Here is a 24,141-nt window from a genome sequence, read left to right as displayed (position 1 = left end):
GGGGTTTTCCGGTTGTTCTGGGGTCAGGCCTTGGCGCGGCGGACGTCGATGTTGCCGTGCCGGGTACGGGCGCGGACCTTGACGGTGTCCTCGGAGGACTCCGGCGCCTCTGACGCGGTGAGCGTGTTGCGTACCTGACCGGAGCCCGAGCTGACGTCGAGCCAGGCGGCCGTGCCCTCGCGGACGCCGACCTCGATGGCGCCGTAGGAGGTCTCCAACTGGACGGTGCCGCGTGCCACTTCACCCACACGCAGGGTGCCGTGCGCGGTGGTGGCGGTGACCGAGTCCTCCGCGCGCCGGATCTCGATGTCACCGTTGGCGCCGCTCACCCGCAATTCGCCGGTCGCAGCCCCGATGGTCGTGCTGCCGTGCGAGTTCTTCAGGACGGCGGGGCCGTCGACGAGGCCGACGCGCAGGCTTCCGGAGCTGGTCGTGATCTCGGCCGCGCCCTCGACCCGGTCCACGGTGATCGAGCCGTGCGATGCGGTCAGATTCAGCGGGCCGGTGGTGTCGAGGCGGACGTCGCCGGACGAGGTCTTCACGTGGACCTCGCCGAGCCGTCCCTCGCCGAGTACCTGGGCCCAGGCGCCGGTCATGTCGATGCGCGAGCCCGCGGGCAGTTCGACCGTCACGTCGACGGTGCCGGTGCGGCCGAGGCCGAACAGATTGGACTTGGGCGTCCTGACGGTCAGTACGCCGCTCGCGTACGTGACCTCCGTCTGGTCGGCCGCCCGCACGTCCAGGTCCCGCTTCGGGTCGCGCGGCCGCACTTCGACGACGGTGTCCAGGCGCTCGCCCGCGGTGAACTGGATGGCACCGGCCTCCACGCGAGCGGTGACCGAGATCGGTTCGGGAGTGTCGAAAGAAGGCATGGCTGTCCCGTCCTCTTGGGTCTTCAAGGCGTCCCCGCTGGTGGGACGTGGTGTGGGTGAAGTGGTGCGGGCGACGCGCGGCTAGCGCACCCAGCCCGTGAAGCTCTGCCCGAGGCTCTGGGCCTTCTCCGTCGGGCGCGGCCGGGTGCCGCCGTCAACGGCGGCCGATACGGCCCGCACCAGCCACGCGTTGACCGACAGGCCCTCGCGGCTCGCGGCCTCCTCGGCGCGTGCCTTGAGGTGGGCCGGCAGGCGCAGATTGACGCGGGCGGTGCCCCCCTCGTCGCCGTCGGCCGGGGCCGGCGCCGTGAAGGGTTCGACGGGTGTGGCCGGCTCCACGGGGGCGCCGCCGTCGGTGGGCGGCAGGGTCACCACGAAGTCGGGGTCGAGGCCGCGCAGCCGTACGTCGACCGATCCGGGGGCGAGCTCGCGGGTGACCTCGGCCATCGCGGCGGAGAGCACGTTGAGCATGGTCAGCCGGGTCGCCGACTCCAGGGGAGCGGTGAGCCTCTCGGCCAGCTCGCGGGCTTCGTCGCCTCCGGCCTCGGCGGCCACCGCGAGTTCGCGGCGAAGAGTGTCGACATACGGGGTGAGGTCCATGACGCCATGGTGACACCACTCTGGCGCCATGTGCAAGCCTGTCAGGTGTGCGTGTGTGCGTCGACCTTGCCTGCAGGCTCTCTACCTGCGTAAACGAGGAGATCCTGCCTCGATTCGCTGTGGCGCCATGCGCACTCATGCGGCTCCGCGGGGTGCGGAGTGCCACCGAATGGAGCCAGGTGGCACTTAGGTGGCGCCGTGTGGTGCCACGGTCGGGCCGGCTGTGAAAATCGCTCTCCGGATGGCGGAGCACGGTGATAGACAGCCGAAGTGGAAAAGACTCTGGACTTCCCCATCTGCTGCGGCTGATCGACGAACGATCGACCGCCTTCCGTGCCGTGGTCGCCGCGTCCGCTCGACCTGCTCTGGGCCTGGGACCCGTCCGAGTAGGACGTGACGATGCGCCACCCCGTACGACACGGCCAGGATCCGGTGGTGTCGCTCTCGGTGCCTTCCATGCCGCTGACGGTGATGCCGGGCGAGAGCCGCAGTGCAGCTCGACGCCGTCGAAACCCGCCTCGACGGCGTTGCGGGCGGCCGCGGCGAAGTCCTCGACCGTCTGCCGGATGTCGGCCTCCGTCATCTCGCGGGGCGTTGACCCGGGCTCAAGGAATTCGGCGGGGGCGGCAATTCGTTGAGCCCGGTTCAACGGTGGGGCATGATCATCTACAGCGGTGCAGGTACCAGGGGGAGTGGGCGGACGATGGAACGTGCGGAAATGGAGATGTTCCTGACTCTCTCCGAGGAACTGCATTTCGGCCGCACGGCCGAGCGCCTGCACGTGACGACCGGGCTGGTCAGCAAGACGGTCAAGAAGATCGAGCGCCGCATCGGTGTGACGCTGTTCGAACGCACCTCCCGCCATGTCGCATTGACCCGGGTGGGGCGCGTCCTGAGGGACGACCTGCTGCCCCTGTACGAGGGGATCAGGCGCGCGATCGACCGCGCGGAGCTCGCCGGGCGCGGCATCACGGGCACGCTGACGGTGGGGTTCATGGGCACGCAGGCCGGCCGGATCGTGTCCGCCGCGCGTGAGGTCTTCGAGCAGCGGCACCCGCAGTGCGGCATCCGCGTCGTCGAGACGCACCTGCACCACCACGCGACGCAGTTGCGCGACGGCACCGCCGACCTGCTGCTGATGGCCCTGCCCGTCGACGAGCCGGACCTGACGGTCGGCGCGGTGGTCACGCGCGGAGCCCGGTACCTCTGCCTGGCCTCGGGTCACCGCTTCGCGGGGAGTGATGCGATGTCGATCGAGGACCTCGAAGGGGAGACCTTCATCGGCGTGCCCGATACCCTCCCCGACTACTGGACCGACTTCCACCTGCCGCGGTGGACGCCCGGCGGCCTGCCGGTCGGCAGGCACGCCGAGCCGTGCACCACGTATGCCGAGGCGCTGGCGCTGGTCGCCGCCGGGCGCGCCGTCGTGCCGGGCGACGGGCAACTCCTGGTGCTCTACCGGCGGCCGGACATCGGCTTCGCCCGGGTCGTCGACGGCCCGCAGATCGAGCACGGGCTGGTGTGGCGCACGCGCGACGACGGCGACCTGCGCGTACGGTCCTTCGCGGACGGGGTCATGGAAATCGCCCCCGCACTCTTGCCGCCCGGCATGCCCCCCGCGGTTCAGGGCAGATGAGCGAGCATCCCTCGCCGGGCGAGAACGGCAGGCGCAGGCCCGACGCTGCCGCGGCCTGGGCCGAGACCATCCGCGTTCTCCCCGTCGGTGCACGCATCACCGGCGAGGTCGTCGCCCGTCGGCCCTTCGGCGTGTTCCTCTCCATCGACGGGTGCCCCGCCGCCGTGGGCCTGGCCAAGGTGCCCAGGATGCCCACGTGCATGGAGCTGCCGGCCGTGGGGGAGCGCGTCACCGGCGAGGTCGTGTGGCACGACGACGGACACCGGCAGGTGGCGGTCGTGCTCGCCGAGTGGGCCGAGCACGAAGCCCTGCTGCCTCGATTCCGCCCCGGTCAGATCGTCGGCGGGGGCATCGTGACGATCAGGTCCGTCGGAACCTTCGTGGACCTCGACGACTGCTTCGTGCAACTCCTTCGGTTCACCGAGCCGGTTGCCTCCGCCGAAGTCTTCCGCGATGGTCAGGAGGTGTCCGTACGCATCGTGACGGTCGACCGCGAGCACAACCGGATCCTCCTGGTCGAACCCGCGGCACCTGAAGGCCGCGCGGGGCCGGTCCCGCCCAGCCTTTCCCGGGCCCGACATGATCCGAATGGCGCGGCCTAGAGTGCGCCGGTCGCCGCGTGCTCCAGGGTGAACCCGTCCAGGGACATGGCCTGGGCGCTCGCCGGGTTCAGTGCGACGGGGATGTCGTGCAGGACGGCGACCCGGACCAGCGCCAGGACATCGTGCACGTGCGGGGCGGCCCACAGGGGATCCCAGAAGAACACGAGCGAGGTCACCTCGCCCCCGATCACCATCGAGCCGATCTGCTGGTCGCCTCCGTGCGGCCCGGACTCCACCGCCCGCACGGTCAGCCCGAGTTCCCGTCTGAGCAGCCAGGCCGTCGACCGGGTGGCCACCAGACCGTGCCGCACCACGTGCTCGCGGTTGGTGCGGACCCAGTCCAGGAGATCGGACTTCCGGTCGTGCGCGACTGGAGCGATCGTCAACCGACGGTAACCCCGGAGGCCAATACCCGCCATTCGGACGAAAAATGTCCGTATGTCAGACACTGCACCCGCTCATCGGTCGCTCGGAGCGGGTGCACCCAGCCCCGCGGCCTGTTCCAGGGCCTCCAGGACCGTGTCCCGGAACAGCGTGGCCTTGTACCCGGTCTGCGGCAACGGCCGGCAGCGGGCGAGTACCGTCGCGGCCGCCGCGGCGAGGAGCCCGGGGGTGGCCTCGCGGCCGATCAGGGCGCCCTCCACCTCCGTCAGCCGCAGCGGGACCCGCGCCACCCCGCCCGCCGCGACGGCGGCGTGCGTGATGGTGGCGCCGTCGAGCGCGAGGCGGGCGGTGGCCTCGACCAGCGGCCACTCGGCGTGGGCCCGGCTGGTGGCCCGGTGGCAGGCGGCGCGTTCGCCGGGCAGGGGTGCCGGCAGCCTGACCGCGGTGAGGATGCGGTCCCGCGCCAGCAGGTGGTCGGTGCGGTAGAGACCGTCGCCGTCTCCGTACAAGTCGGCGACGCTGCGCGGGGATTCGCCGTGGATCTCGGCCGCGGCGTCGTAGGTGAGCAGGGCCATCGCGAGGGTGGACGGGTGCGGGGTGATGCACGGGCCGTCGCCGCTGACCACCCCGAAGTGGTGGTCGCCCTCGCGCGCGGGGCAGCCGGTGCCGCCCTTCTGGAAGCAGCTGACGTGCGGATTGCGGTAGTACCAACAGCGGTTGCGCTGCAGCAGGTTGCCGCCCAGAGTGCCGGCGGCGCGGACCTGCGGGGTCGCCGCGGTCCCGGCCGACGCCGCGAGGGCCGGCCAGCCGGCGCGTACCTGCGGATCGGCGGCCAGCGCGGCGAGGGTGGTCAGGGCGCCGATCCGCAGCCCGCCGCCGGGCAGCGGCGTACAGCCCCGGAGGTGGACGGCGCCGCCGAGGTCGGTGAACGGGCCGGGGGAGACGCCGCTGCGCTGCCGGGCGGTGGTGTCGGTGCCACCGGCGCGCAGCTCTCCGCCGCGCGCCAGGACGGCGGCCGAGAGGTCGGTGAGGGCGGGCTCGGTGCTCACGTACCCAGTCCTTCCAGGAGACGGTCGGGGCGGATGGGCATGTCGTACGGGCGCCAGCCGGTCGCGTCGTGGACCGCGTTGGCCAGGCACGCCGCGGTGGGCAGGGTGGCGATCTCGCCGAGGCCGACACCGCCGCCGGGCACGTGCTCGAAGCCCTCCTGATGGAAGTGGACGGTGATCTCGGGGGTGTCGCCGATGCCGGGGATGCGGTAGTCCTCCAGGTTGTCCGTCAGCACCCGCCCGGTCACCGGGTCGACACGGCGCTCCTCGAACAGCGCGTAGCCGACGCCCTGGATGACGGCTCCCTCGCACTGGCTGCGGGCGAGCCGGTCCTCGTGGATGCGGCCCGCGGAGATGCCGCTCCACACGCGCAGCGGGCGGATCCGGCCGAGCCGCGTGTCCACCTCGACCTCGGCGACCTGCACCGATCCGGTGAAGCCGCGGCCGATCGCCACGCCCCCCATGGTGAAGGGGGTCACGAAGCCCCGCCGGTCGCGGGGGCGCCGGCCGGTGACCCTCACGCCGTCCGCCATGTCCAGCTTGGCGGCGAGGTCACCGCCGCCGAGCGCGTCGCGCAGCCGGGTGGCGGCGTCCGCGGCGGCGGGTACGAGGGAGGGGGTGGTGCGGCTGCCGCCGGAGGTGGGGCCGTGCACGGTGTCGCTGTGGCCGACCTCGGCGCGTACCCGCTCCTCCGGCAGGCCGAGCCCCTCGGCGACGGCCCGGCGCAGCACGGTCCGCGAGCCCGTCCCCATGTCCTGTACGGCGCAGCGGGCGACGACGACCCCGTCCTCGACGGCGAGCTCGACCTCGGTGACGGGATCGAGGAAGTACAGCCAGTTGGCCGCCGCGACGCCGACCCCGCGGCGGAACCGCCCGGTGCCCCCGCGGGAGCCCGACCAGACAGGAAGCGCGGCGGCCCAGTCGTACAGGGCGTGCCGCTTGGAGTTGCCGTCCCAGCGGCGGCGCAGGGCGATCGGGTCCTCGCCGAGCCGGTGGGCCATCTCGTCGACGGCCTGCTCCAGGGCCCAGCACATCGTGGGTCCGCCCGGGCCGCGGAACGGGGCGCCGGGCGGCTGGTGGGTGACCGCGTCGAAGTCGCGGAGCCGGCGCGGGGCCTTGCCGTACATGAACCGGGCCAGCGCCGCCACCGTCCCGCCCACCGAGACCCCGCCGTCGCTGTGCGCGTCCATGGCCAGGGCACTCAGATCGCCGGCCGCGTCCGCGACCATCGCCAGCCGGATCCGGGTGCCGGGCCGGTACCCGCCGTCGGTGAGCTCCTCGTCCCTGTCCAGCACCACCCGTACCGGGGCGTCGTACAGCCGGGCCAACTCCACCGAGGCGACGACGTCCGAGGTCAGCCCCATCTTGCAGCCGAAGCCGCCGCCCACGTGGACGGCCCGCGCCACCACCCGTTCGACGGGCAGGCCGAAACGTTCGGCGGCGAGCTCGGCCGTGTTCTTCACCGACTGCGTGGACACCTCCAGATGGAGGGTGCCGTCGATCCACTGGGCCAGACAGGCGTGCGGTTCGAGCGGGGTATGGGTTTGCGCGGCGGTGGTGAACACGCCCTCCACCACCCGCTCGGGGTTCCGGCTCCGGGCCTCGGTGATTCGGCGGACGGCCGTGGCGGGGCGCTTGCTCATGGCGGACGGGCCCCGCAGGTTGCCGCGCCAGCGGGCGGGCACCAGCTGGGGGGTTTCGCCGGACCCGGGCGCCCGCTTGCGCGCCGCCTTGTCCTCGTAGACCACCGGGCCCTCGCCGGCCCGGGACCGCCGTACGTCGAGGGCCGCCGGCAGCACTTCGTACTCCACCACGACCCGAGCCGCGGCCGCCCGTGCGGAGGCCCGGTCCGCCGCCGCGACCGCGGCCACCGGCTGCCCGACGTACCGCACCACACCGTCGGGAGGCAGCAGCGGCACCAGCGGGAGGTCCCCGGCCTCCAGGGACCGTACGACGGCATGGGCGTGCGGCGAACGGATGATCAGCCCCTCCAGCAGCCCCTCGGGCCGCATGTCCGTCGTGTACCTGGCCGATCCGTCGATCTTCTCCGGGGCCTCGGTGCGCGGGACCGCCGGCGCTTCCCCGTCGGCGGGCGACCCCTCACCGGTCGGCGCCCCGTCACCGGTCGGCGCCGTGTAGTCGCCCGCGCAGGCCGCGGCCACCGCGCTGAAGATCCCCTCGTACGCCCCGCAGCGGCACAGGTGGCCCGCCAGAGCATCCGCGATCTGCTCCCGCCCCGGCCGGGTGCGGCCGTGCGCGGCCCGCCACCGCTCGAAGAACGCCGCCGCCTCGACCACGAACCCCGGGGTGCAGTAACCGCACTGGAGGGCGTCCTCGGCGGCGAAGGCACGCGCCACCGGGTGACCGGCCAGTCCCTCCACCGTGGTCACCCGCCGACCGGCCAGCGCGACCGCCGGCGTCAGGCAGGACACCCGGGGCTCACCGTCGACCTGGATCGTGCAGGCCCCGCACACCCCGCCGGCGCAGACCAGCTTCGTGCCGGTCAGCCCCAGCCGGTCGCGCACCACCTCCACGGCGGCCGGATCGTCGTCCACGTCCACCGCGCGCCGGGCGCCATTGACCTCGAACTCCACGAGACGTACTCCTCAGCCGTGGGGCGGCGACCGCTCGGCCTCGCGCTCACCTTCACGCTCCTTGATATCCCGCTCCCGGGCTCGGCGCAGTTCGGCGCGCGCCCGGCAGGTGAGCCGAGTCGGGGATTCGGCGGCAGGAAGTCGTCCGGCTGACGGAGGCCTCGTGATTCCCGTGGCGTTCGCGCGGATAGGCTCGGCGCATGACTGTGCTCGTGTACGAAGACTTCGGGACCGGACGCCACCGCGAGGCCTCCCTGATCCGCCATGCCCTGGGCAGCGTTCACGCCGAGGAGCTCGTGGCCGGCCTGGCCGGGGGGATCGGCTTCATGTACTTCGTCTTCGAGTACGAGGGCCGGCTCCCCATCGCCACGATCGTGGCCCAGTCCCACCCCGAGCCCTGGGTGCAGGTCGCCCTCGGCCGCCTTCAGGTCCCGTACGACGCCACGCGCGCGATGAAGCCCCGCTGGGGACGGGTCCGTGCCGCGCTCGACGAGGGGCAGCCCGCCTTCTGCGTGGTCGACCGCTCCTCCTTGCCCTGGCACGAGGCCGACCCGGACGCCGAGATGACCGGCGCCGACCCGTACACCGTCGTCATCGCCGGGTACGACGGCGACGACCTGCTGATCGAGGACGGTGCCGAGACCCCGTACCGGATCGACCGCGAGGAGTTCGGTGCCGCCTGGACCGCGCACCGCAAGGGCCGCCACCAGCTGATCGTGCCCACCGGGCCCGCCGAGGGGGAACCGGACGTGGCAGGGGCGATCGCCTCCACCGTCACCCACCTCACCGGGCCGGTCCTGGGCAACAAGTTCGACGTGAACTTCGGCTTCACCGGGATGGAGAAGCTCGCCGCGCAGCTGCGCGACAGCACCACCAAGACGGGCTGGGAGCGCCGGTTCGGCAGCTCGCCCGAGGCCTTCCGGGCCGGCACCGGCCGGCTGTACGCCTGTCTGGAGGAGGAGTGGACCGCTCCGGGCGCGACCCGGCCGCTGTACGCCGACTTCCTCGACCTCGTCGACCGCCCCGAGGCCGCCGCACTCTTCCGGGAGTCCGCCCGGCACTGGTCGGAGCTGGCCGCGCTCGCCCGCGACGCGGACCAGGATGCCGGCGCCGGAGGCCGGCGGGAGCTCTTCGACGCGTGTGCGGAGAAGGTGGACCGCTGCGTGGAGCTGGAGCAGCAGGCGGTCCGGGTACTGCAGAAGTAGCGCCCTCCGAGCCGAAGGCGGTACCCATGTGGTGCCGTCGCCGAGTACGGCGACGGCACCACATGGGTTGCGGTACCCGGCGCTCAGGATCCGGGCCGCAGCCCGCTCCCGGCACCAGACTTCAGGCTTCAGGCGTCCGGCATCCCGCGCCATCTCCGTAGCCGCGGCAGGAGCAGCACCGCGGCTATTGCCAGCACACCGGCGCCCGACCCGGCCAGACCCGCCTTCAGACCCGGCGGGACGTACGTGCAGGCGATCCGGTCCGCTCCGTCCCCGAGGGGAACACCCATGAGCCCCTGGTGGGAGACCGGCGGGCGGGCGGGACCGCCGTCCACCGAACAGGTCCAGCCCGGCGGCACGGTGGTGGCGACGACCGCGGTGCCGACCGAGCCCTTCGGGAGATCGGCGCTGACCGAGTGGCCACCCACCCGGACCTGCGTGGCGCCGGTGGCCCGCAACTGCCCCACGACCGCGTCGAAGGCCGGCACGTCCAGGCAGCCGAGCGCGTCGGCGGGCAGCACCTGAACGTCGTCCCCGGTCCGGACGGTAAAGGTGAAGCGGCCGTCGGCCGGGACCTCGCCCAGTTCCTTGAGCGGGGCGAGCCGCACCGGCGGATCGCCGTGGAACCCCTCCGACGAACCCCCCGCCAACACGTCGGCGCGCAGCGCCGGGGCGTGGAGGAAGACGCGCGAGCCGGGGGCGCAGCGCGCGGTGAAGGTGTTGCCCTGGTCCGGATCGCCGCTCTCCGCCCGCCTCAACGGCCGGCCCGCCGGGGTGTGGGCCACGCCCGGGTCTTCGTACGCCAGGTCCGGCACGGTGTACACCCGTGCGCCCAGCGCCGCGTTCCGCTTGGCCCACACCGATCCCTCGGGAGCCCCGTGGGCCCGGTCGCTTCCCGGCGCTCGTACGGTGACCAGGGGCGGCGCGGGCACGGTCCGCAGCCGGACCCGGTCCGGGCCGGGGACGTCGAGGGTGGCGCCGACGCCGAGCAGGGCGTGCAGCACCGGATCGCGGACGGGCCACAGGTGGCGCCCGCCCATCGACTCGCCGAGGCCGAGGCCTCCGAGCCCGCTCGCGGTTTCCGGGGTCACGTAGCTGCTGTAGTACGAGCCGCCCTGGGAGCGGAGCAGCATCGCGTCGTTGTTGGTGACGAAGACCTCGGGACCGGCCACGGTACGGGTGTCCGGCCGGCCGCGCCGGGCGGACAGGGCCTCGTGGGCCTCGATGCCCAGGCTGGTCATGGTCTGGGTCCGGGAGTGGCCGCGGCGGTTCGGGTCCTGCACCAGGGTGACGGCGTAGACCGAGTAGGCGGTGCCGGCGACGACGGCCACGGCCAGCGAGCCGACGACCGCGGCCCTGGCACGGCGTCGGAGACCGCGCGCGTACAGCAGGAGCAGCCCCGTGAAGACGGCGCCGCCGACGAGCGTGCCCGTCAGTGCGTGCCGGTTCACCGCCTGCGCGTCGTAGGCCAGGGCGATCAGCAGGCCGAGCAGCGCGGCACCCGCGAGCAGAGCCCGGGCCCGGGGCATGCGGGCGAGGCACACCCACGCGGCCATCACCAGCAGACCGCTGAGAACGAACGACTCCCGGAACGGCGCGCCGTGCGGCAGCGCGAACCCCTGCCAGGCTTTGGCGGTGGGAGTGAAGACGAAGGAGAGGGCGGTGAGCACGATCAGGAGCGACCAGGCCAGGCGCTCGCGAGCGGGGACCCTCGACTGGAACGGCAGCGCGAGCGCGAGCACGAGGACCAGGGTGCCGACGAACACGTTCGGTGCGGTGGGGCTCGCGAGGCTCCCCGGCATGAACATCGCCAGGTAGTTCAGGAAGGGCGTGTGGACGCTGACGACGTACCTGTCCGTGGGCTGGGCCTGCGCGTTGGCGAGGCCGCACACCAGGATCACGGGGGCCGCCAGCAGCAGGCCGGTGACGGTCATGGTGGCGGCCCGCCACAGGATCCGGCCGCGGACGCGCCAGTCGACGTCGGCCGTCAGCAGCCGCAGGAACAGGACGAGAGCGACGGCCATGGTGGCCATGGCGGCGGTGTAGAAGTTGGCGAACCAGCAGAACGCCACGAGGAAGCTGCCGAGCACCCAACGGCGTTCGGTCAGGCACCAGTCGGAGGCTATGCCGAGCAGTGGCAGGGCCACCAGACCCCACATCCACATGGGGACGACGGCCCCCTCCGCGACGTTCCAGCCGCAGACGGCGTAGCCGACGGCGAGCAGGGCGCGGAGCCAGGGCGATCCGGGGCGGAGCCTGCCGAGGAAGACGGTCATCAGCGCGGCCGCGAGGCCGGTACTGAGCAGGCTGACGACGAAGACCGCGAACTCGACTTCGCCGCGCGGGAAGAGGCCGGTCAACCAGGAGAAAGGATTCGTCAGATAGGTGAGGAAGTCGCCGAGGAAGCCGACGCCGTAGCCGCTCTGCCAGTTGAAGAAGAGGTCACCCTGCACCTCACCGTGCTGGAGGTCCCACAAGTACGTGTGGAAGGGAACGTACTGATGCCGCAGGTCGTTGTCGGCGCGCGGCGCCGGACCGAAGGGGAAGGTCCCGTGGGCGGCGAGTCCCGCACAGTACGCGGTCATGGACATGATGGCCGCCACCAGCGCGGCGACTGCCCCGACCCGCCTGCCACCGCCCCTCACGGTGCCGCCGCGTGCGGCGCGACGGTCAGTCGCGGTGCTGCCGAGGGCAGGGGAGATGGCCGTGGAGCTCATGCGAAGTGGACCCTCGTGTGATCAGGCGCCCGGCCAGGTCGGAGGGCCGCAGGTGCCCTGACCATATGCAAACGCCGAATGAATTCGCCAGAGATTTCGAGTTGCGGGTCCTGCCCCACCTGACGCAGGGCCAGAATGCCGCTGTGAGTCGGGGTCAGAGTGTCGAAGAACACACGCCGGCCGACCAGTTGCTCCGCCGTGCCGATCGCGCGACGAGGCCGGGTAACCCGGCCCCCGACCCTTCGCCCGGGGCGCCCTCCGGCACGCGATTCGCTTCCGGAAGAATCAGCGGCATGAACGTGAAACCGTCCGACGCCCCGGCCCCCGCCCACACACGTGCGGGTGGCGAGGGCGAGGACGGACAGGTCCGGAGCGACCGATGCCCGTCCCCGTCGCCCCGGCGGTGGACAACGAGCGCGCCGTTCCCTTCCGCCACCGGCCCGCTCGCCGCGCGCCCGCACCGCACGGCGACGCAGGCGCGGCACGAGGGAATCCCGCGCGAGCCGGCGCACCCGCCACGCCGAGCGTCCTGCTCGGCCCGCGAGGACGCCTGCGTGCTCACGCGGCAGGCCGGGGAGAGCTGCCGATGAGCGACGCGGACGCGCGGCTCGACGCCGTTGACTGGCCGGCGCTGAAGCACGCATACGGCACGGCCGGGAATGTGCCCGGCATGCTGCGAGATCTCCACCGGCCGCAGAAGGCCGCCCAGGCTGCCGACGATCTACTCACGCACGTCCACCATCAGGGCGGCGGGGTCTACTCCTCGGCTCCGCCCGCACTCCCGCACGTCCTCGAAGCCGCAGCCGACCCGGCCATCGCCACGGACGTCCGCCAGGACCTCCTCTACCTCGTCAAGGCCCTGGCCACCTCGGCGAACACCGCGAAACCCCACTTCGTCGCCCCGGCCTGGCACACCGCGTGGGACCCGGCGGTGACGCACCTGCTTCCGCTGCTCGACGACCCGCTGGCCGTGCACCGCACCGGCGTCGCCAACGCCCTCGCCGAGGCCCACCACCGGGCCGACGAGGTGATCGCGGCGCTGCGGGCACGCTACGCCGTGGAGCCCGAACCGGAGACGAGGCTCCAGCTCATCGCTTCGGTCGGCTCGTTGACGGTCCACGCCGGTGAACAACGGGGCAACCCCCTCGGCTGGCTTCGGGAACTCACGCGCGACGGAGCCGAGCCCTCCGTACGCCTCGCCGCCGTGCGGGCCCTGCGCCACGCGCTGCCGGGGCAGGACGACACCGCGTACGCGCGCACGGTCTCCGACGTGCTGTCCGGCAGCGAACCGGAGACGTGGCGGCCGGGCGGCGCGGCCGAGAAGACGGTCGTCTGGGCCCTCGACCTGCTGGAAGAGGACCGGTCCGGCCTGGCCGGCGCGATCCGCCGACTGCTCGGGCACCCGGACCCCGCCGTGCGCGCGGGAGCGCTGCAGAAGGCCGCCGCGGAGCTCAGCCGTCGGCGTTCCGCCGTGCCGGAGCTGCTGCCGGCCGTGGCCCGTTCCCTGTCCGACCCCGAGCCCGACAACCGGCTCTTCGCCGTCCGGGTCCTCGGCATGTGCGGGCACGCCGCCCGCCCCTGGGCGGACGCGCTGGCGGCGATGGTGACGGACGAGGGCGAGCCGTACCCACCCGCCCGGACCCACGCGATCTGGGCGCTGTCCCGGCTCGGCGACGCGCGGTGCGTACCACCGCTGGTGCGGCGCCTGGCGGGGGAGCGGCACGGGTTCGCCAACGGCTCGACCTACGCCAACGGCTGGTGGACGTACGCGCTGAGCCTGGCCGAGGTCGCCGGAGGCCTCAGCGCCCACGCCGACGTGCTGCTGCCCCCACTGCGGGCCCGGCTCGCCGCGGCCTCCACCCTCGGCGACCGCGGCGGGCTATGCCAAGTACTGCAGGCATGGGGCGCCCCCGCGGCCCCCGCGGTCCCGGAACTGATCGGCCTCCTGGACACCGACTGCGCGGAGTGGGCTCTGGACGCCCTCGCCGCGATCGGGCCGGCCGCGGCCGAGGCCGTGCCCAGGGAGCGCCTGCGGGCCCTGCTCGATGCCGCGGCCGCGGACCGGCCGGCCGAGCTGGATTCCCTGGCGCTCTCGTACGGGCGGCTGACCGGCGACCGGGAGCCCGCGCTCGCGCTGCTGCTTCCTCGGCTGGGCGAGTGGACCGGCCGAGAGAACGTCGCCACGCTGCTGGGGGAGCTGGGGCCGGCGGGCGCCCCGTACGCCGAACGGCTGCGCGAGCTCCTCCCCCTGCACGAGCGGGGCTGGCCGCTCCTGCGCATCGGCAGGGCGCTGTGGCGGATCACCGGGCGGGCCGACGAGGTCGTCCCGGCCCTCGTCCGGGGCATCACGCCGTTCGCCGAAGGGGGCCGTGCTTCCCGGGCGGTCATCGAGACGGTGCAGCTGCTGGCCGAGATCGGCGCGGACGCCGCCCCCGCGGAGCCCGCCCTCATGGCGTTCCTCGACACCGACGACCGGCCCGTCAGGCCAGGATCCTGGCGATCCGTCCCGGAGGACGACGAACTGCGCGCCGCCGCGCACGCAGCCTTGCTCGCCATCTCCGCACCCACCGCCGCGGCTTGACGGGTCGGTGGGGTCCGAGCCGCACGAGTCTTACAGTCCTGTCGTCGGGTCCTGCCCGTGCCCTGGAGCTAGTGGTTCTTGAGCAGTGCGCAGGCGAAATCCTCCTGGACCGTGCGGAGCCGGGCGAGGAGGGCGGGCTTTTGGCTCTTGCTCGTCTGGGTGTTGATGGAGAACGTGAGGGAACGGCTGCCGTCGGGCGTGGCGGCGGCGAGCTGGGTGTAGCCGGGGAAGTTGCCCGTGTGGCCGTGGAGCACGCCGCAGCGAGTGGTGTACTGGAAGATCGCGAGGCCGGCGGCGTTGGTACCGGGGCCTGCCGGCTCGGAGGAGTCGCCGGGGCGGAAGGTGAGCTGCTCCTTGCGGGTTTCCTCCGACAGCAGCGCGGGGCCGCCGTACGCACGGATGAAGGCGCCCAGTTCGCGGGGGGTGGACACGATGCCGCCGGAGGCCCAGATCCCCGAGACGCCGAGGACCTCGCTGATGTCCTCGGGCTCGGCGGGCGGGTTGACGTCGTAGCCGTGCAGGAACGGGTGCGGGAGGCGGTAGCCCAGGGGCAGACTGGTCCGGCGCAGCCCGACGGGGCGGTACACGAGGTCTTTGAGGAGGTCTTCGTAACGCCGGCCGGTGGCCGCTTCGGCCATGAGGGCGACGGCGATGTTGTCGGAGTTGGAGTACTCGTACAGGGTGCCCGGGAGGAAGTGCAGCGGCTTGTCCGCGACGAAGTCGAGGAGCGTGCGCGGGTCGAAGACGTGGCGGGGGTCGGCCTGAAGGATCCTCAGGAACTCGGGGGAGGCCGAGAAGTCGGGCAGGCCGCTGGTGTGCTGGAGGAGCTGACGCAGGGTCACAGCATGCCAGGCGGCGGGCTGGGCGGGCAGCCGGCTGCCGATGGTGTCGTCGAGGGAGAGGAGCCCCTGGTCGACGAGCCGGAGCGCGACGGCCCCGCTGAACGCCTTGGCGATGCTGGCGATGCGCATGTGGTCGTCCGGGTGGGGCGGTCGCCCGGTGGCGATGTCCCCGACGCCGGCGGTGTACACCTGCGTACGGTCGCCCCTCGTGAGCACGGCGATCACCCCGGGCGGGCCGTCGTCCTGGGCGACCAGCCGTTCGAGCTGCCGCTGAAGGCGCTCGTCGTCGTACGGGTGTCCGCCGGCGGGGCTGGGATCCGAGCCGGCCGCCTGCGCGGGCGGCAGGAGCGTGCCGAGCGCGGCGGCGGTGAGGGCGGCGACGGACAGTCCGACGCGGAAGCGGCGTACGGAGGCGCGGCTGGGCACGGGTGTCTCCCGGTGTGAGGCGGTGCGGCTGACGGCCGGTGCGGGCCTGCCGGTTACTGATTGCCTAGCAGCCGGACGGGAGCTCCAGGCCCGCGGCGCGCGTGGCGGGGGGCCGGTCAGCGGACACGGGGGTCCCCCGTGCCGGGCGTGTCGCCTGCCGGCGCCGGACCGAGCCGCCTCGCGACGCCTCGCGTGCACCGGCTCGCGAGGCGAGCCCCGGGAACTGCCACGAGCCCCTTCAGCAGGGCCTCGGCGCCCGCAGCCGGACCCGATCGTCGGCCGTGGTGCTCTACTCCGTGACGGTCAGGACGACCGTGCGGCCATCGGGGTCGGTCAGGTCGTGCCTGCCGGCCGCCCGGGCCAGGGAGCCGCGCGCGGGCGCCGTCAGCCCGAGGCGCAGGTAGCCGGTCTCCGGTCGACGCGTGGCCGGGTACAGCTCCAGGACTCCTCCGCCGGCGAGGATCGCGGCGTAGTGGTCCGGCCCGTTGCCGTGCCGCTCCGGTACGAGGTCCAGGCCGAGGCCGGCGTAGAAGTCGCGGCACGCCTCCAGCCGGGTCGTGTAGATCACGAGCAGGTCAATAGTCATGAAGCGCTGTCCGCGGCGGCCGCGGGGGTGGGAGCGCCGGCGGGCGCGCCCCTTCTCCAGTGGAGCCGGGCGAGGTAGACCCGCGCGCCTACGATCACCGTCACCGCCACTGCCCAGATGGCGGTCCACAGCGGTGGGACGTCACCCAGGAAGTGCACCAGCCCCAGCAAGAGCGTGCCGAGCGTGAAGGCGGTAAGGGTGAGCGCGTTGTTGTACCGAATGATGAACTTGAGCATCCGTTTCCCTTCCATCAGTTGGGTGTGACGCGTCGCGGTTGCCGTCGGGCGTCCGGCGTTCGTACACCCCGGCCCCGTCCTCCAACTCGGCGCCCGCGGTGGGGCGATGCCGTACGGAGCGGACCGTGCGCCCCCGCGAGACGGACCTCGGCCTTGGTCACGAATTGGACGACCCGGACGCACAACCGCCTGGCGCCGTGGTGTCCGTACTGCGACGACGGTGATGAGGGCGACGACGAGTCGCCGGTGGCCGACCCCACCGATGGATGGGATCGGCCCGTGCCCGCATGAGCCCCCCGCACGGCTTCCGGCAGGCTACGCGGCGCCCGCCGCTGCCAGCACCGCGACCGGCAGGAGCAGGATCCACTGCGGCAGCCGGAGTAGTGGTCTGCTCCAGCCGACGGACAGGGTGACGACCAGGAAGGCTGCCGCGTACGCGATGAAGTGCCCGGCCACGAACCACGCCACCATGCCGGTGCCCGGCGTACCGTCCGTCAGGGAGAGGTAAAGCAGGGCGAGTCCGGAGAGCGCCAGGTCGACGCTCACCATGTGCCACACGGCGTGCAGGACGCGCTTGGGTTCCTCCGCGAGCCCGCAGGACAGCAGCGGGCGCACCACGTCGCGGTGCCCGCCGGCGATGTGCACCGCGGCCACGCCGATCGCCGTGATCCCTGCCGTGAGAAGCCAGCCGTTCATCGGACCTCGATTCCCTTGGCCACGACAGCGGCCAGCAGTGCGGCCAGCTGCTGGTCGGGGTGCTCCCCGACCAGTCCCACATGGAAGAACACGGCTCCTGCCAGGGTGTCCAGGACCAGGTCGACAGGCGTATCGGCCGCGATCTCCCCGCGCAGCACGGCCCGTTCGAAGACAACGAGCAGCCGTTCCTTCGACGGGGCGAGGAAGTCGCCGCGGATGCGCGCCTTCAGTTCCGGATCCGCGGCGAAGTCGGCGAGCAGCCCGGGGAGTGCCGCCGCGGCGGCAGGTGCGCGGAACTCGTCGACCAGGCCCTGCAGCAGCACGGTCAGATCCCCGGCCAGCGTTCCGGTGTTCGGGGTCGGCGCATCGTCCGTGGTCGTGAAGACGGCCTCGAAGACCAACTCCGGCTTGCCCGGCCACCGCCGGTAGATCGTGTCCTTCCCGACGCCGGCCCGCGCGGCCACCGCCCCGATCGATGTCGCGGCGTAGCCGACCTCGGTCAGCAGCTCTGCGGTCGCGCCGACGATCGCCTCGTGCGAGCGGGGATCCCTGGGACGCCCCCTGGAGGGCTGAGAGGAGCTCATGGCATTAACCTTACGGGTCGACCCGTAAGGTTAACAACCGGCCCAGTCCTTGTGGTGCAGATCACATGCGCATTGCGGAATTAATGCTTCCGGCTTTGCGTGATCCTGGCCCGATTCCCCGCCTTTCGCTCCTCGCTACGTTCCTTTCGCGCCACTCGAGTGGCGCGAAATCAACACAAGCGAGGGGCAATGACGGCTATTCAGTCCGATCCCGCGGAGGAACGCGGGCGGCTGTGGTCAGGGCGGAGTCTGCGCCATGTCGCAGGATCCATCGCCCTGGTCATGGCGGTCGCCTTGGTGGACGGCACCACCGCGGCGATGGCTGCGGAGGATCGGCAGCCCGCCGAGGCGAAGCCCGAGGCGGTCACACAGGCCGCCGACATCCCATCGGCCCGTGTGGCCGCACGGCTCTCGGGCAAGCAGGTCGAGGCCCTTTCCGAGCGCACCGAGACCTCCACGACGTGGGTGAACGAGAACGGATCGCTCACCACGGAGCTGAGTGCCGGCCCCATCCGCTTCAAGGACAGGGTCACCGGCGACTGGCAGACCGTCGACGTCGCCCTCGCCGCCGATGCGAACGGTTCTGTGGCCTCGAAGGCCCACCCGCGCGGTCTGAAGCTGTCCGGCAAGACCGGATCTCCCAGCGCCTCGCTCAAGGCGGCCCAGTCCTCTCCCGCCACCGACCTGGTGACGCTGGGCGAGGGAGACGAACAGATCGCCCTCCAGTGGAGGGGCGGGCTGCCCGCGCCGCAGATCGACGGCACTCGTGCCGCGTACGTGAACGCCGTACCGGGTGCGGACGTGGTGGTCGAGGCGACCCGTACCGGTTTCGAGCAGTTCGTGGAGATCAAGGCGAAGCCCGGCGCCGAGGGCTTCTCTTACACGATGCCGCTGAAGACCAAGGGGCTGAAGGTCGAACCCCAGGCCGACGGCAGCGTGCTCTTCACCGACAAGAAGTCGAAGGAGTCGGCCACCATGCCGGCCCCCGTGATGTGGGACGCGACGGTCGATCCCGTCTCGGGCGAGCACACCCACCGGTCGAAGGTCGCCTTGAAGGTGGTCAAGGCCAAGGACGGCGTCGATCTGGTCATCACCCCGGACGCGGGCTTCCTCGCCGATCCGAAGACGGCGTACCCGGTCACGGTCGACCCGTCGACGTCCTCGCTGGGCAACCTGTTCGACACCTACGTCCAGCAGGGCGAGACGGTCGACTGGTCGGCCGACACCGAGCTCGACCTCGGAAACCCCGGCACCGTCAACGCCAACGGCACGCCGCGTACGGCGCGGTCGTTCATCACCTGGAACACGGCTCCGGTGGCGGACGCGCTCGTCTCGGACGCCAAGCTCAGCCTGTGGAACTTCCACTCCGGGAACACCGCGTGCACCGCGCAGCCGTGGGAGGTGTGGACGGCCAACAGTCCCACCACCGCCTCCCGGTGGACGAACCAGCCCGCGATGGTGGCCAAGTACGCCACCTCCACCGAGACCAAGGGCAACGCCGCGTGCACCGCGGACGGCTGGATCAACGCGAACGTCACCAACCTGGTCCAGCACTGGGCGAACAACAAGTGGACGTACTCCAGCATGGGCCTGCGGGCCTCTTCGGAGACGGTGACCGCGCAGTGGAAGCGGGTCAATTCCGCCAACGCCGCGGCGAACCCGCCCAAGCTGGTCGTCACCTACAACTACCGGCCCAAGACCGGCACCAAGCAGGAGGCCGGCCCACCGTACTTCTCCTACGGCGGCGCCTACACCGTCAACACGGTGACGCCGACCCTGCGCGACACGTTCGTGGACGCCAACGGTGACACCGTCCAGGGCGCCTTCCAGATCTTCGACACCGCCACCGGCATCCAGGTGGGCGACGTCCTGCGCTCCTCGTTCGTCTCCTCCGGGCAGGTCGCCTCGGTGAACGTTCCGGCCGGGGTCCTCACGAACGGCAAGACGTACGAGTTCCGCAGCTCCCCCTACGACGGTACGCACTACAACCTGGGCTGGTCGGCGTGGAAGACCTTCACGGTCGACACCGCCGCCCCCTCCGCCCCGACCGCCATCACCTCGACGGACTACCCGTCGAACGCCTGGGTCAAGGGCGCCGGCCAAGCGGGCACGTTCACGGTGACCCCGCCCGCCGCCGACCACAACTGGCTCGAGTGGTCCCTCGACGGCGTGAACTGGACCAAGGTCGCCACCGGCGGAGCCGCCGGCGCCAAGGCGATCTCCATCGCCCCGGCCAAGGACGGCACCCACACCCTCCAGGTGCGCGCCGTCGACAAGGCGGACAACAAGTCCGAGGCGATCGAGCACACCTTCCACGCCGGACCCGGCGGCTTCGTCCAGCCCGCCCAGGGCGAACGCACGGCCCGCCGCCTCGCCCTGGCCGCCGAGGCGGACGGCACCAAGTACGACAATGTCTCCTTCTCCTGGCGCCGCTCCGAAGCCGACCCCTGGGTGCAGATCCCCGCAGGCCACGTGACCGCCGGCGGCACCCCGCTCACCTCCTGGCCGGTCCCGATGACGGGCGGGAAGAACCCGCCCCTGGTGTGGAACGCCACCGACACCGTCGACCCGGACGGCACCGTCCAGATCAAGGCCGACTTCACCGGTCCGAACTCCGCGACCGGCGCCACCGAGCCGCTGGCCGTCATCGTCGACCGGAACGCGGCCGGTGCGGCCACCGACGAGGTGGGCCCCGGTTCGGTCAACCTCCTGACGGGCGACTACACCCTGTCGGCCTCCGACGCCTCGGCCTTCGGGATGTCGGTGGCGCGCAGCGTTTCCTCCCGTACCCCCGACAAGGGCGCCAAGCAGGAGGGCCAGGCCGCCATCTTCGGCAAGGAGTGGGCCTCCGGAACCGTGGCCGAGGTCACCGATTCGGACTACTCCCACGTCCGGCGGATCTCCGACACCGCGGTCGACGTGGTGCTCTCGGAAGGCGAGGCCATCCACTTCGCCGCCAACGCGGCACGCACCGGCTGGATCCCGGAGTCCGGCTCCGAGGACCTGACCCTCACGGGCAGCGTGACCGGTTCGTTCACGCTCTCGGACACCGACGGTACGGTCACCGAGTTCACCAAGCCGGACCAGGCCGCCACGACGTGGCAGGTCTCGTCCACCCTGCTGGACGGGCTGGCCAACACCACCACGACGGTGGTCTCCGAGACCGTCACCGTGAACGGCAAGACGCTGGCCCGGCCCAAGAGGATCATCGCCCCGAGCTCGGCTGCGTCTGCCGCCACCTGTACCGCGACGCCGTCCACGAAGGGCTGCCGGTCGCTGGAGTTCGTGTACGCCACCAGCACCACCGCCGGCACGCTCACCTACGGCGACTTCGCCGGTCAGGTCAAGGAGATCCTCCTGCGCTCCACGGAGCCGGGAGCGGCCTCCGCGACCGCCCGCACCGTTCAGTGGTACCAGTACGACGACTCCGGCCGGCTGCGCGGCACCTGGCACGACGTGATCGGCCTCAGCACCTTCACCGAGTACGGCTATGACGGCGACGGCCGCCTGAACATGGTGCGCAACGGCGGCGATCTGGCGTGGAACCTCACGTACGGCAAGGCGGGCGACTCCGTCACCGCTGGTGAGGGCATGCTGCTCAAGGCCTCCCGCTCCGGCCTGAAGCAGGGCACCACGGACGTCACCGAGGGCACCGCCGCGACCTCGGTCGTGTACGACGTCCCGCTCACCGGCGCCGGCGCGCCCTACGCCATGGGCGCGGCGGACGTGAAGGCGTGGAGCCAGACGGACGCCCCGACGGACGCGACGGCGGTCTTCCCGGCCGACTCCGTCCCCGCGTCGCACGACGGCGCGGCCCTGACGGCCACCGCCTATCAGCGCGCCAACGTCATGTACCTCGGCGTGTCCGGGCGCTCGGTGAACTCCGCGCTGCCCGGCGGGCACATCGGCACCACCGAGTACGACCGGTTCGGCAACACCGTTCGGGAGCTGTCCGCCGCGAACCGCGCCGTCGCCCTCGGCCTGAGCGCTGCCGACCGCGCCGTACAGGCGGATCTGGGCATCGCCCAGACCGACTCCGCCGAGCGCGCGGCGCTGCTGTCCACGGTCTCCGTGCACAACGACACCGGCACGCGCGAGCTGGAGGAGCTCGGGCCGCTGCGGCGGATCGAGCTGACTGCGGACCTCAAGTCCGGCAGCACCGTCCTCGTACCGGCCGACACCGCGGTGACGGCCCGTAGCTGGACGGTCAACGAGTACGACGCCGGCCGCCCGACCGACGGCACGGCCAAGATCAAGAACCAGGTCACCAAGGCCACGACGGGCGCCCAGGTGCGTGAGCACCCGACCGTCCTCGGCGAGAGCCGTGCGTCGCAGACCGTGTTCGACTGGGCCAAGGGCCTGCCCGTTCAGCGGATCAGGGACTCGGGCGGGCTCGCACTCACCGAGACCACCGAGTACGACGCCCAGGGCCGCGTCACCAAGCAGCTGGCGCCGGGCGCGTCCGGCTCCGACGCGGCGACCCGGGTGACCACCTACTGGTCCGCGACCGGCACCGGAGCCTGCCAGGGCCGCCCCGAGTGGGCCGACCTGCTGTGCTCGACGGGACCGGCGGGCGCGATCACCGGTGGAGGTGCCAACCCGGCGAACCTGCCGACCAGCACCACCGAGTACGACTGGTGGGGCCACCCGGTCAAGGTGACCGAGACCGCCAACGGCACCACCCGGACCACCACGACCACCTACGACAGCGCGAACCGCCCGACGAAGACCACCCTCACCGGTGGCCTCGGCCAGGCGGTACCGGAAGTGACCACCGAGTACGACTCGAACACCGGGCGGCCGGTCAAGACGACCTCCCCGACCGGCGGCACGATCACCAAGGCGTACGACAAGCTCGGCCGCCAGATCTCCTACACGGACGCCGACGGCGGCACGACCACGACCGAGTACGACCTGCTGGGCCGCCCGGTCAAGGCCACCGACAACACGCCGTCGACCACCACCTACACCTACGACCACACCGCCGAACCGCGCGGTCTGGCCACGAAGGCCACCGACTCCGTCGCCGGAGTCTTCCAGGCCACGTACGACGCGGACGGATCCGTCAGCAGCGAGAAGCTGCCCGGCGGCTACACCGTCACCACCGCGGAGGACACCGCCGGCGCCACCACCCGCCGTACCTACACCCGCGACAGCGACTCCGCCGTCGTCTACTCCGACACCGTGACGGAGTCCGTCCACGGCCAGGTCACCAGCCACGCCGGCTGGTCGAGCCAGAAGTACCGGTACGACGGCACCGGCCGCCTGACCACCGTCGAGGACACCGCGGACACCGTCTGCACCAAGCGCACCTATGCCTTCGACGGCCGCAGCAACCGCACCTCCCTGAACACGGCGTCCTCCACACCCGGCGCGGACTGCCCGGCCACCGGAGGAACCACCACCAACCACACCTACGACAGCGCCGACCGGCTGGTCGACACCGGCCACGTCTACGACAACCTCGGCCGCACCACCACGCTGCCGGGCCACGGGACGGTGGGCTACTACGCCAACGACCTCGTGCACCAGCAGACCGCGGGCGGCCAGCGCCAGACCTGGCAGCTCGACTCGTCCATGCGCCTGCGCTCCTGGAAGACGGAATCCGGCAGCGGCAGCACCTGGAGCCAGACCGGATCCAAGGTCAACCACTACGACAGCGACGGAGACAACCCGCGCTGGATCACCGAGGACACCGCCACCGGGGAGCTGACCCGCAACGTCGAATCCGCTTCCGGTGACCTGGCCGCCACCACGAGCAAGACCGGCGACACCGTCCTGCAACTGACCACCATCCACGGCGACGTGGCCCTCCAGCTTCCGCTGGACATCGGCAAGGCCCCCGTTGCCCTCGACAACGACGAGTACGGCAATCCCCGCGCCGGCCAGCCGGTGGCGCGCTACGACTGGCTCGGAGCCAAGCAGCGGTCGAGCGAGACCCTCACCGGCCTGACGCTCATGGGAGTCCGCCTCTACAACCCGGTCAGCGGACGCTTCCTGTCCGTCGACCCGGTCCACGGCGGCAACGCCAACGCGTACGGCTATCCCGCCGACCCCGTCAACGAGTACGACCTGGACGGCCGCTTCGGCTGGGGCAAGTTCCTCGACCGGGTCGGCACCGGACTCGCCATCGCCGGAATGTTCGGTTGCGGCGCGTGCGCCCTCGTCTCCGCGGGGATCAGCCTCGGCCGGGGCATCTACAAGGTGTCCCGGGGCGACCGCACGGGCTGGATGGACATAGCCGGAGCCGCGACCTTCGGAGCGGGACGCGCGGTCACCAAGTTCAACAACGTCCGCAGAGCCAGTCGGATGGCCAAGGCCCCCAAGGGCGTCCGGGGCAGGTCACGGGCCCACAAGCGGGCCCGGAGCAGGGCCAGCAAGGCTCACAGACGCTACAACCGTCGCGTCGTGAGGAGGGTCAACCGGGTCGACTGGTACTACGGGGGCTTCAACACCGGCTACACGCTTTACGGTGAGTGGAAGGACTACCGCCGCCGCTGATCAGCACGGACCGTGAGCGGGGCGGTATCC

16 protein-coding genes and 1 pseudogene are annotated in these 24,141 nt (G+C 72.2%); 5 read left to right on the top strand and 12 right to left on the bottom strand.

Going from position 1 to position 24,141, the window contains the following annotated elements; all coding sequences use genetic code 11:
* Positions 1–23 precede the first annotated feature (23 nt).
* The 3 genes and pseudogenes from OG625_RS01390 to OG625_RS01380 form a co-directional block, all read right to left on the bottom strand.
* Positions 24–872 (bottom strand): DUF4097 family beta strand repeat-containing protein, encoded by an 849-nt coding sequence (locus OG625_RS01390; RefSeq protein WP_329376096.1) that lies wholly within the window; start codon positions 870–872, stop codon positions 24–26.
* Between the two features lie 81 nt (positions 873–953).
* Complete coding sequence (locus OG625_RS01385; RefSeq protein WP_329376094.1) at positions 954–1,472, bottom strand: hypothetical protein; 519 nt, start codon at positions 1,470–1,472, stop codon at positions 954–956.
* Between the two features lie 490 nt (positions 1,473–1,962).
* Positions 1,963–2,067: pseudogene (locus tag OG625_RS01380) on the bottom strand (oxidoreductase); the annotation flags it as partial.
* 108 nt (positions 2,068–2,175) lie between these two features.
* Between OG625_RS01380 and OG625_RS01375 the strand changes: the two are divergent.
* Complete coding sequence (locus OG625_RS01375) at positions 2,176–3,108, top strand: LysR family transcriptional regulator (RefSeq protein ID WP_329376092.1); 933 nt, start codon at positions 2,176–2,178, stop codon at positions 3,106–3,108.
* A complete protein-coding gene (locus tag OG625_RS01370; RefSeq protein WP_329376089.1) occupies positions 3,105–3,710 on the top strand; it encodes a S1 RNA-binding domain-containing protein in 606 nt (201 codons plus the stop codon). Before OG625_RS01375 ends, OG625_RS01370 begins: the two co-directional genes overlap by 4 nt.
* Here OG625_RS01370 and OG625_RS01365 read toward each other — a convergent pair.
* From OG625_RS01365 to OG625_RS01355, 3 genes are all read right to left on the bottom strand, one after another.
* Complete coding sequence (locus tag OG625_RS01365) at positions 3,707–4,096, bottom strand: methylglyoxal synthase (RefSeq protein WP_329376087.1); 390 nt, start codon at positions 4,094–4,096, stop codon at positions 3,707–3,709. The two genes, OG625_RS01370 and OG625_RS01365, sit on opposite strands and share 4 nt — an antisense overlap.
* A 72-nt stretch (positions 4,097–4,168) precedes the next feature.
* Complete coding sequence (locus tag OG625_RS01360) at positions 4,169–5,143, bottom strand: FAD binding domain-containing protein (protein WP_329376085.1); 975 nt, start codon at positions 5,141–5,143, stop codon at positions 4,169–4,171.
* On the bottom strand, positions 5,140–7,737 hold the full coding sequence (locus OG625_RS01355; protein ID WP_329376083.1) for a molybdopterin-dependent oxidoreductase: 2,598 nt from the start codon (positions 7,735–7,737) through the stop codon (positions 5,140–5,142). The genes OG625_RS01360 and OG625_RS01355 overlap by 4 nt, the downstream gene beginning before the upstream one ends.
* A gap of 200 nt (positions 7,738–7,937) precedes the next feature.
* Between OG625_RS01355 and OG625_RS01350 the strand changes: the two genes are divergently transcribed.
* Positions 7,938–8,942: a BtrH N-terminal domain-containing protein gene (locus OG625_RS01350; RefSeq protein ID WP_329376081.1), complete on the top strand. Its 1,005-nt coding sequence runs from the start codon at positions 7,938–7,940 to the stop codon at positions 8,940–8,942.
* Positions 8,943–9,070: 128 nt separating this feature from the next.
* Here the strand turns inward: OG625_RS01350 and OG625_RS01345 are convergent, their stop codons facing one another.
* Positions 9,071–11,659: a YfhO family protein gene (locus tag OG625_RS01345; RefSeq protein WP_329376079.1), complete on the bottom strand. Its 2,589-nt coding sequence runs from the start codon at positions 11,657–11,659 to the stop codon at positions 9,071–9,073.
* Positions 11,660–12,245: 586 nt separating this feature from the next.
* Between OG625_RS01345 and OG625_RS01340 the strand changes: the two genes are divergently transcribed.
* Positions 12,246–14,240, top strand: coding sequence for a HEAT repeat domain-containing protein (locus tag OG625_RS01340; RefSeq protein ID WP_329376077.1), 1,995 nt, complete (start codon positions 12,246–12,248; stop codon positions 14,238–14,240).
* Positions 14,241–14,308: 68 nt separating this feature from the next.
* Here OG625_RS01340 and OG625_RS01335 read toward each other — a convergent pair whose 3' ends face one another.
* The 5 genes from OG625_RS01335 to OG625_RS01315 all read right to left on the bottom strand — a co-directional run bounded on the left by OG625_RS01335 (position 14,309) and on the right by OG625_RS01315 (position 17,610).
* Positions 14,309–15,508 carry a serine hydrolase domain-containing protein gene (locus OG625_RS01335; protein WP_329376075.1) on the bottom strand — a complete coding sequence of 400 codons (1,200 nt, stop codon included), beginning with the start codon at positions 15,506–15,508 and terminating at the stop codon, positions 14,309–14,311.
* A gap of 289 nt (positions 15,509–15,797) precedes the next feature.
* Complete coding sequence (locus OG625_RS01330; protein WP_329376073.1) at positions 15,798–16,094, bottom strand: VOC family protein; 297 nt, start codon at positions 16,092–16,094, stop codon at positions 15,798–15,800.
* Positions 16,091–16,330 (bottom strand): hypothetical protein, encoded by a 240-nt coding sequence (locus OG625_RS01325; protein WP_329376071.1) that lies wholly within the window; start codon positions 16,328–16,330, stop codon positions 16,091–16,093. The genes OG625_RS01330 and OG625_RS01325 overlap by 4 nt, the downstream gene beginning before the upstream one ends.
* Positions 16,331–16,645: 315 nt before the next feature.
* A complete protein-coding gene (locus tag OG625_RS01320; protein ID WP_329376069.1) occupies positions 16,646–17,026 on the bottom strand; it encodes a hypothetical protein in 381 nt (126 codons plus the stop codon).
* Entirely contained in the window at positions 17,023–17,610 is a 588-nt protein-coding gene (locus tag OG625_RS01315) for a TetR/AcrR family transcriptional regulator (RefSeq protein WP_329376067.1), read from the bottom strand. The genes OG625_RS01320 and OG625_RS01315 overlap by 4 nt, the downstream gene beginning before the upstream one ends.
* A gap of 282 nt (positions 17,611–17,892) precedes the next feature.
* On the opposite strand from OG625_RS01315, the gene OG625_RS01310 reads away from it, so the two are divergent.
* Complete coding sequence (locus OG625_RS01310; protein WP_329390370.1) at positions 17,893–24,111, top strand: DNRLRE domain-containing protein; 6,219 nt, start codon at positions 17,893–17,895, stop codon at positions 24,109–24,111.
* Positions 24,112–24,141: the final 30 nt, after the last annotated feature.

Origin of the sequence: Streptomyces sp. NBC_01351 (assembly GCF_036237315.1) — a bacterium.
In the GTDB taxonomy this organism is placed as follows: Bacteria; Actinomycetota; Actinomycetes; order Streptomycetales; family Streptomycetaceae; genus Streptomyces.
This window is presented reverse-complemented; position numbering and strand designations above follow the sequence as displayed.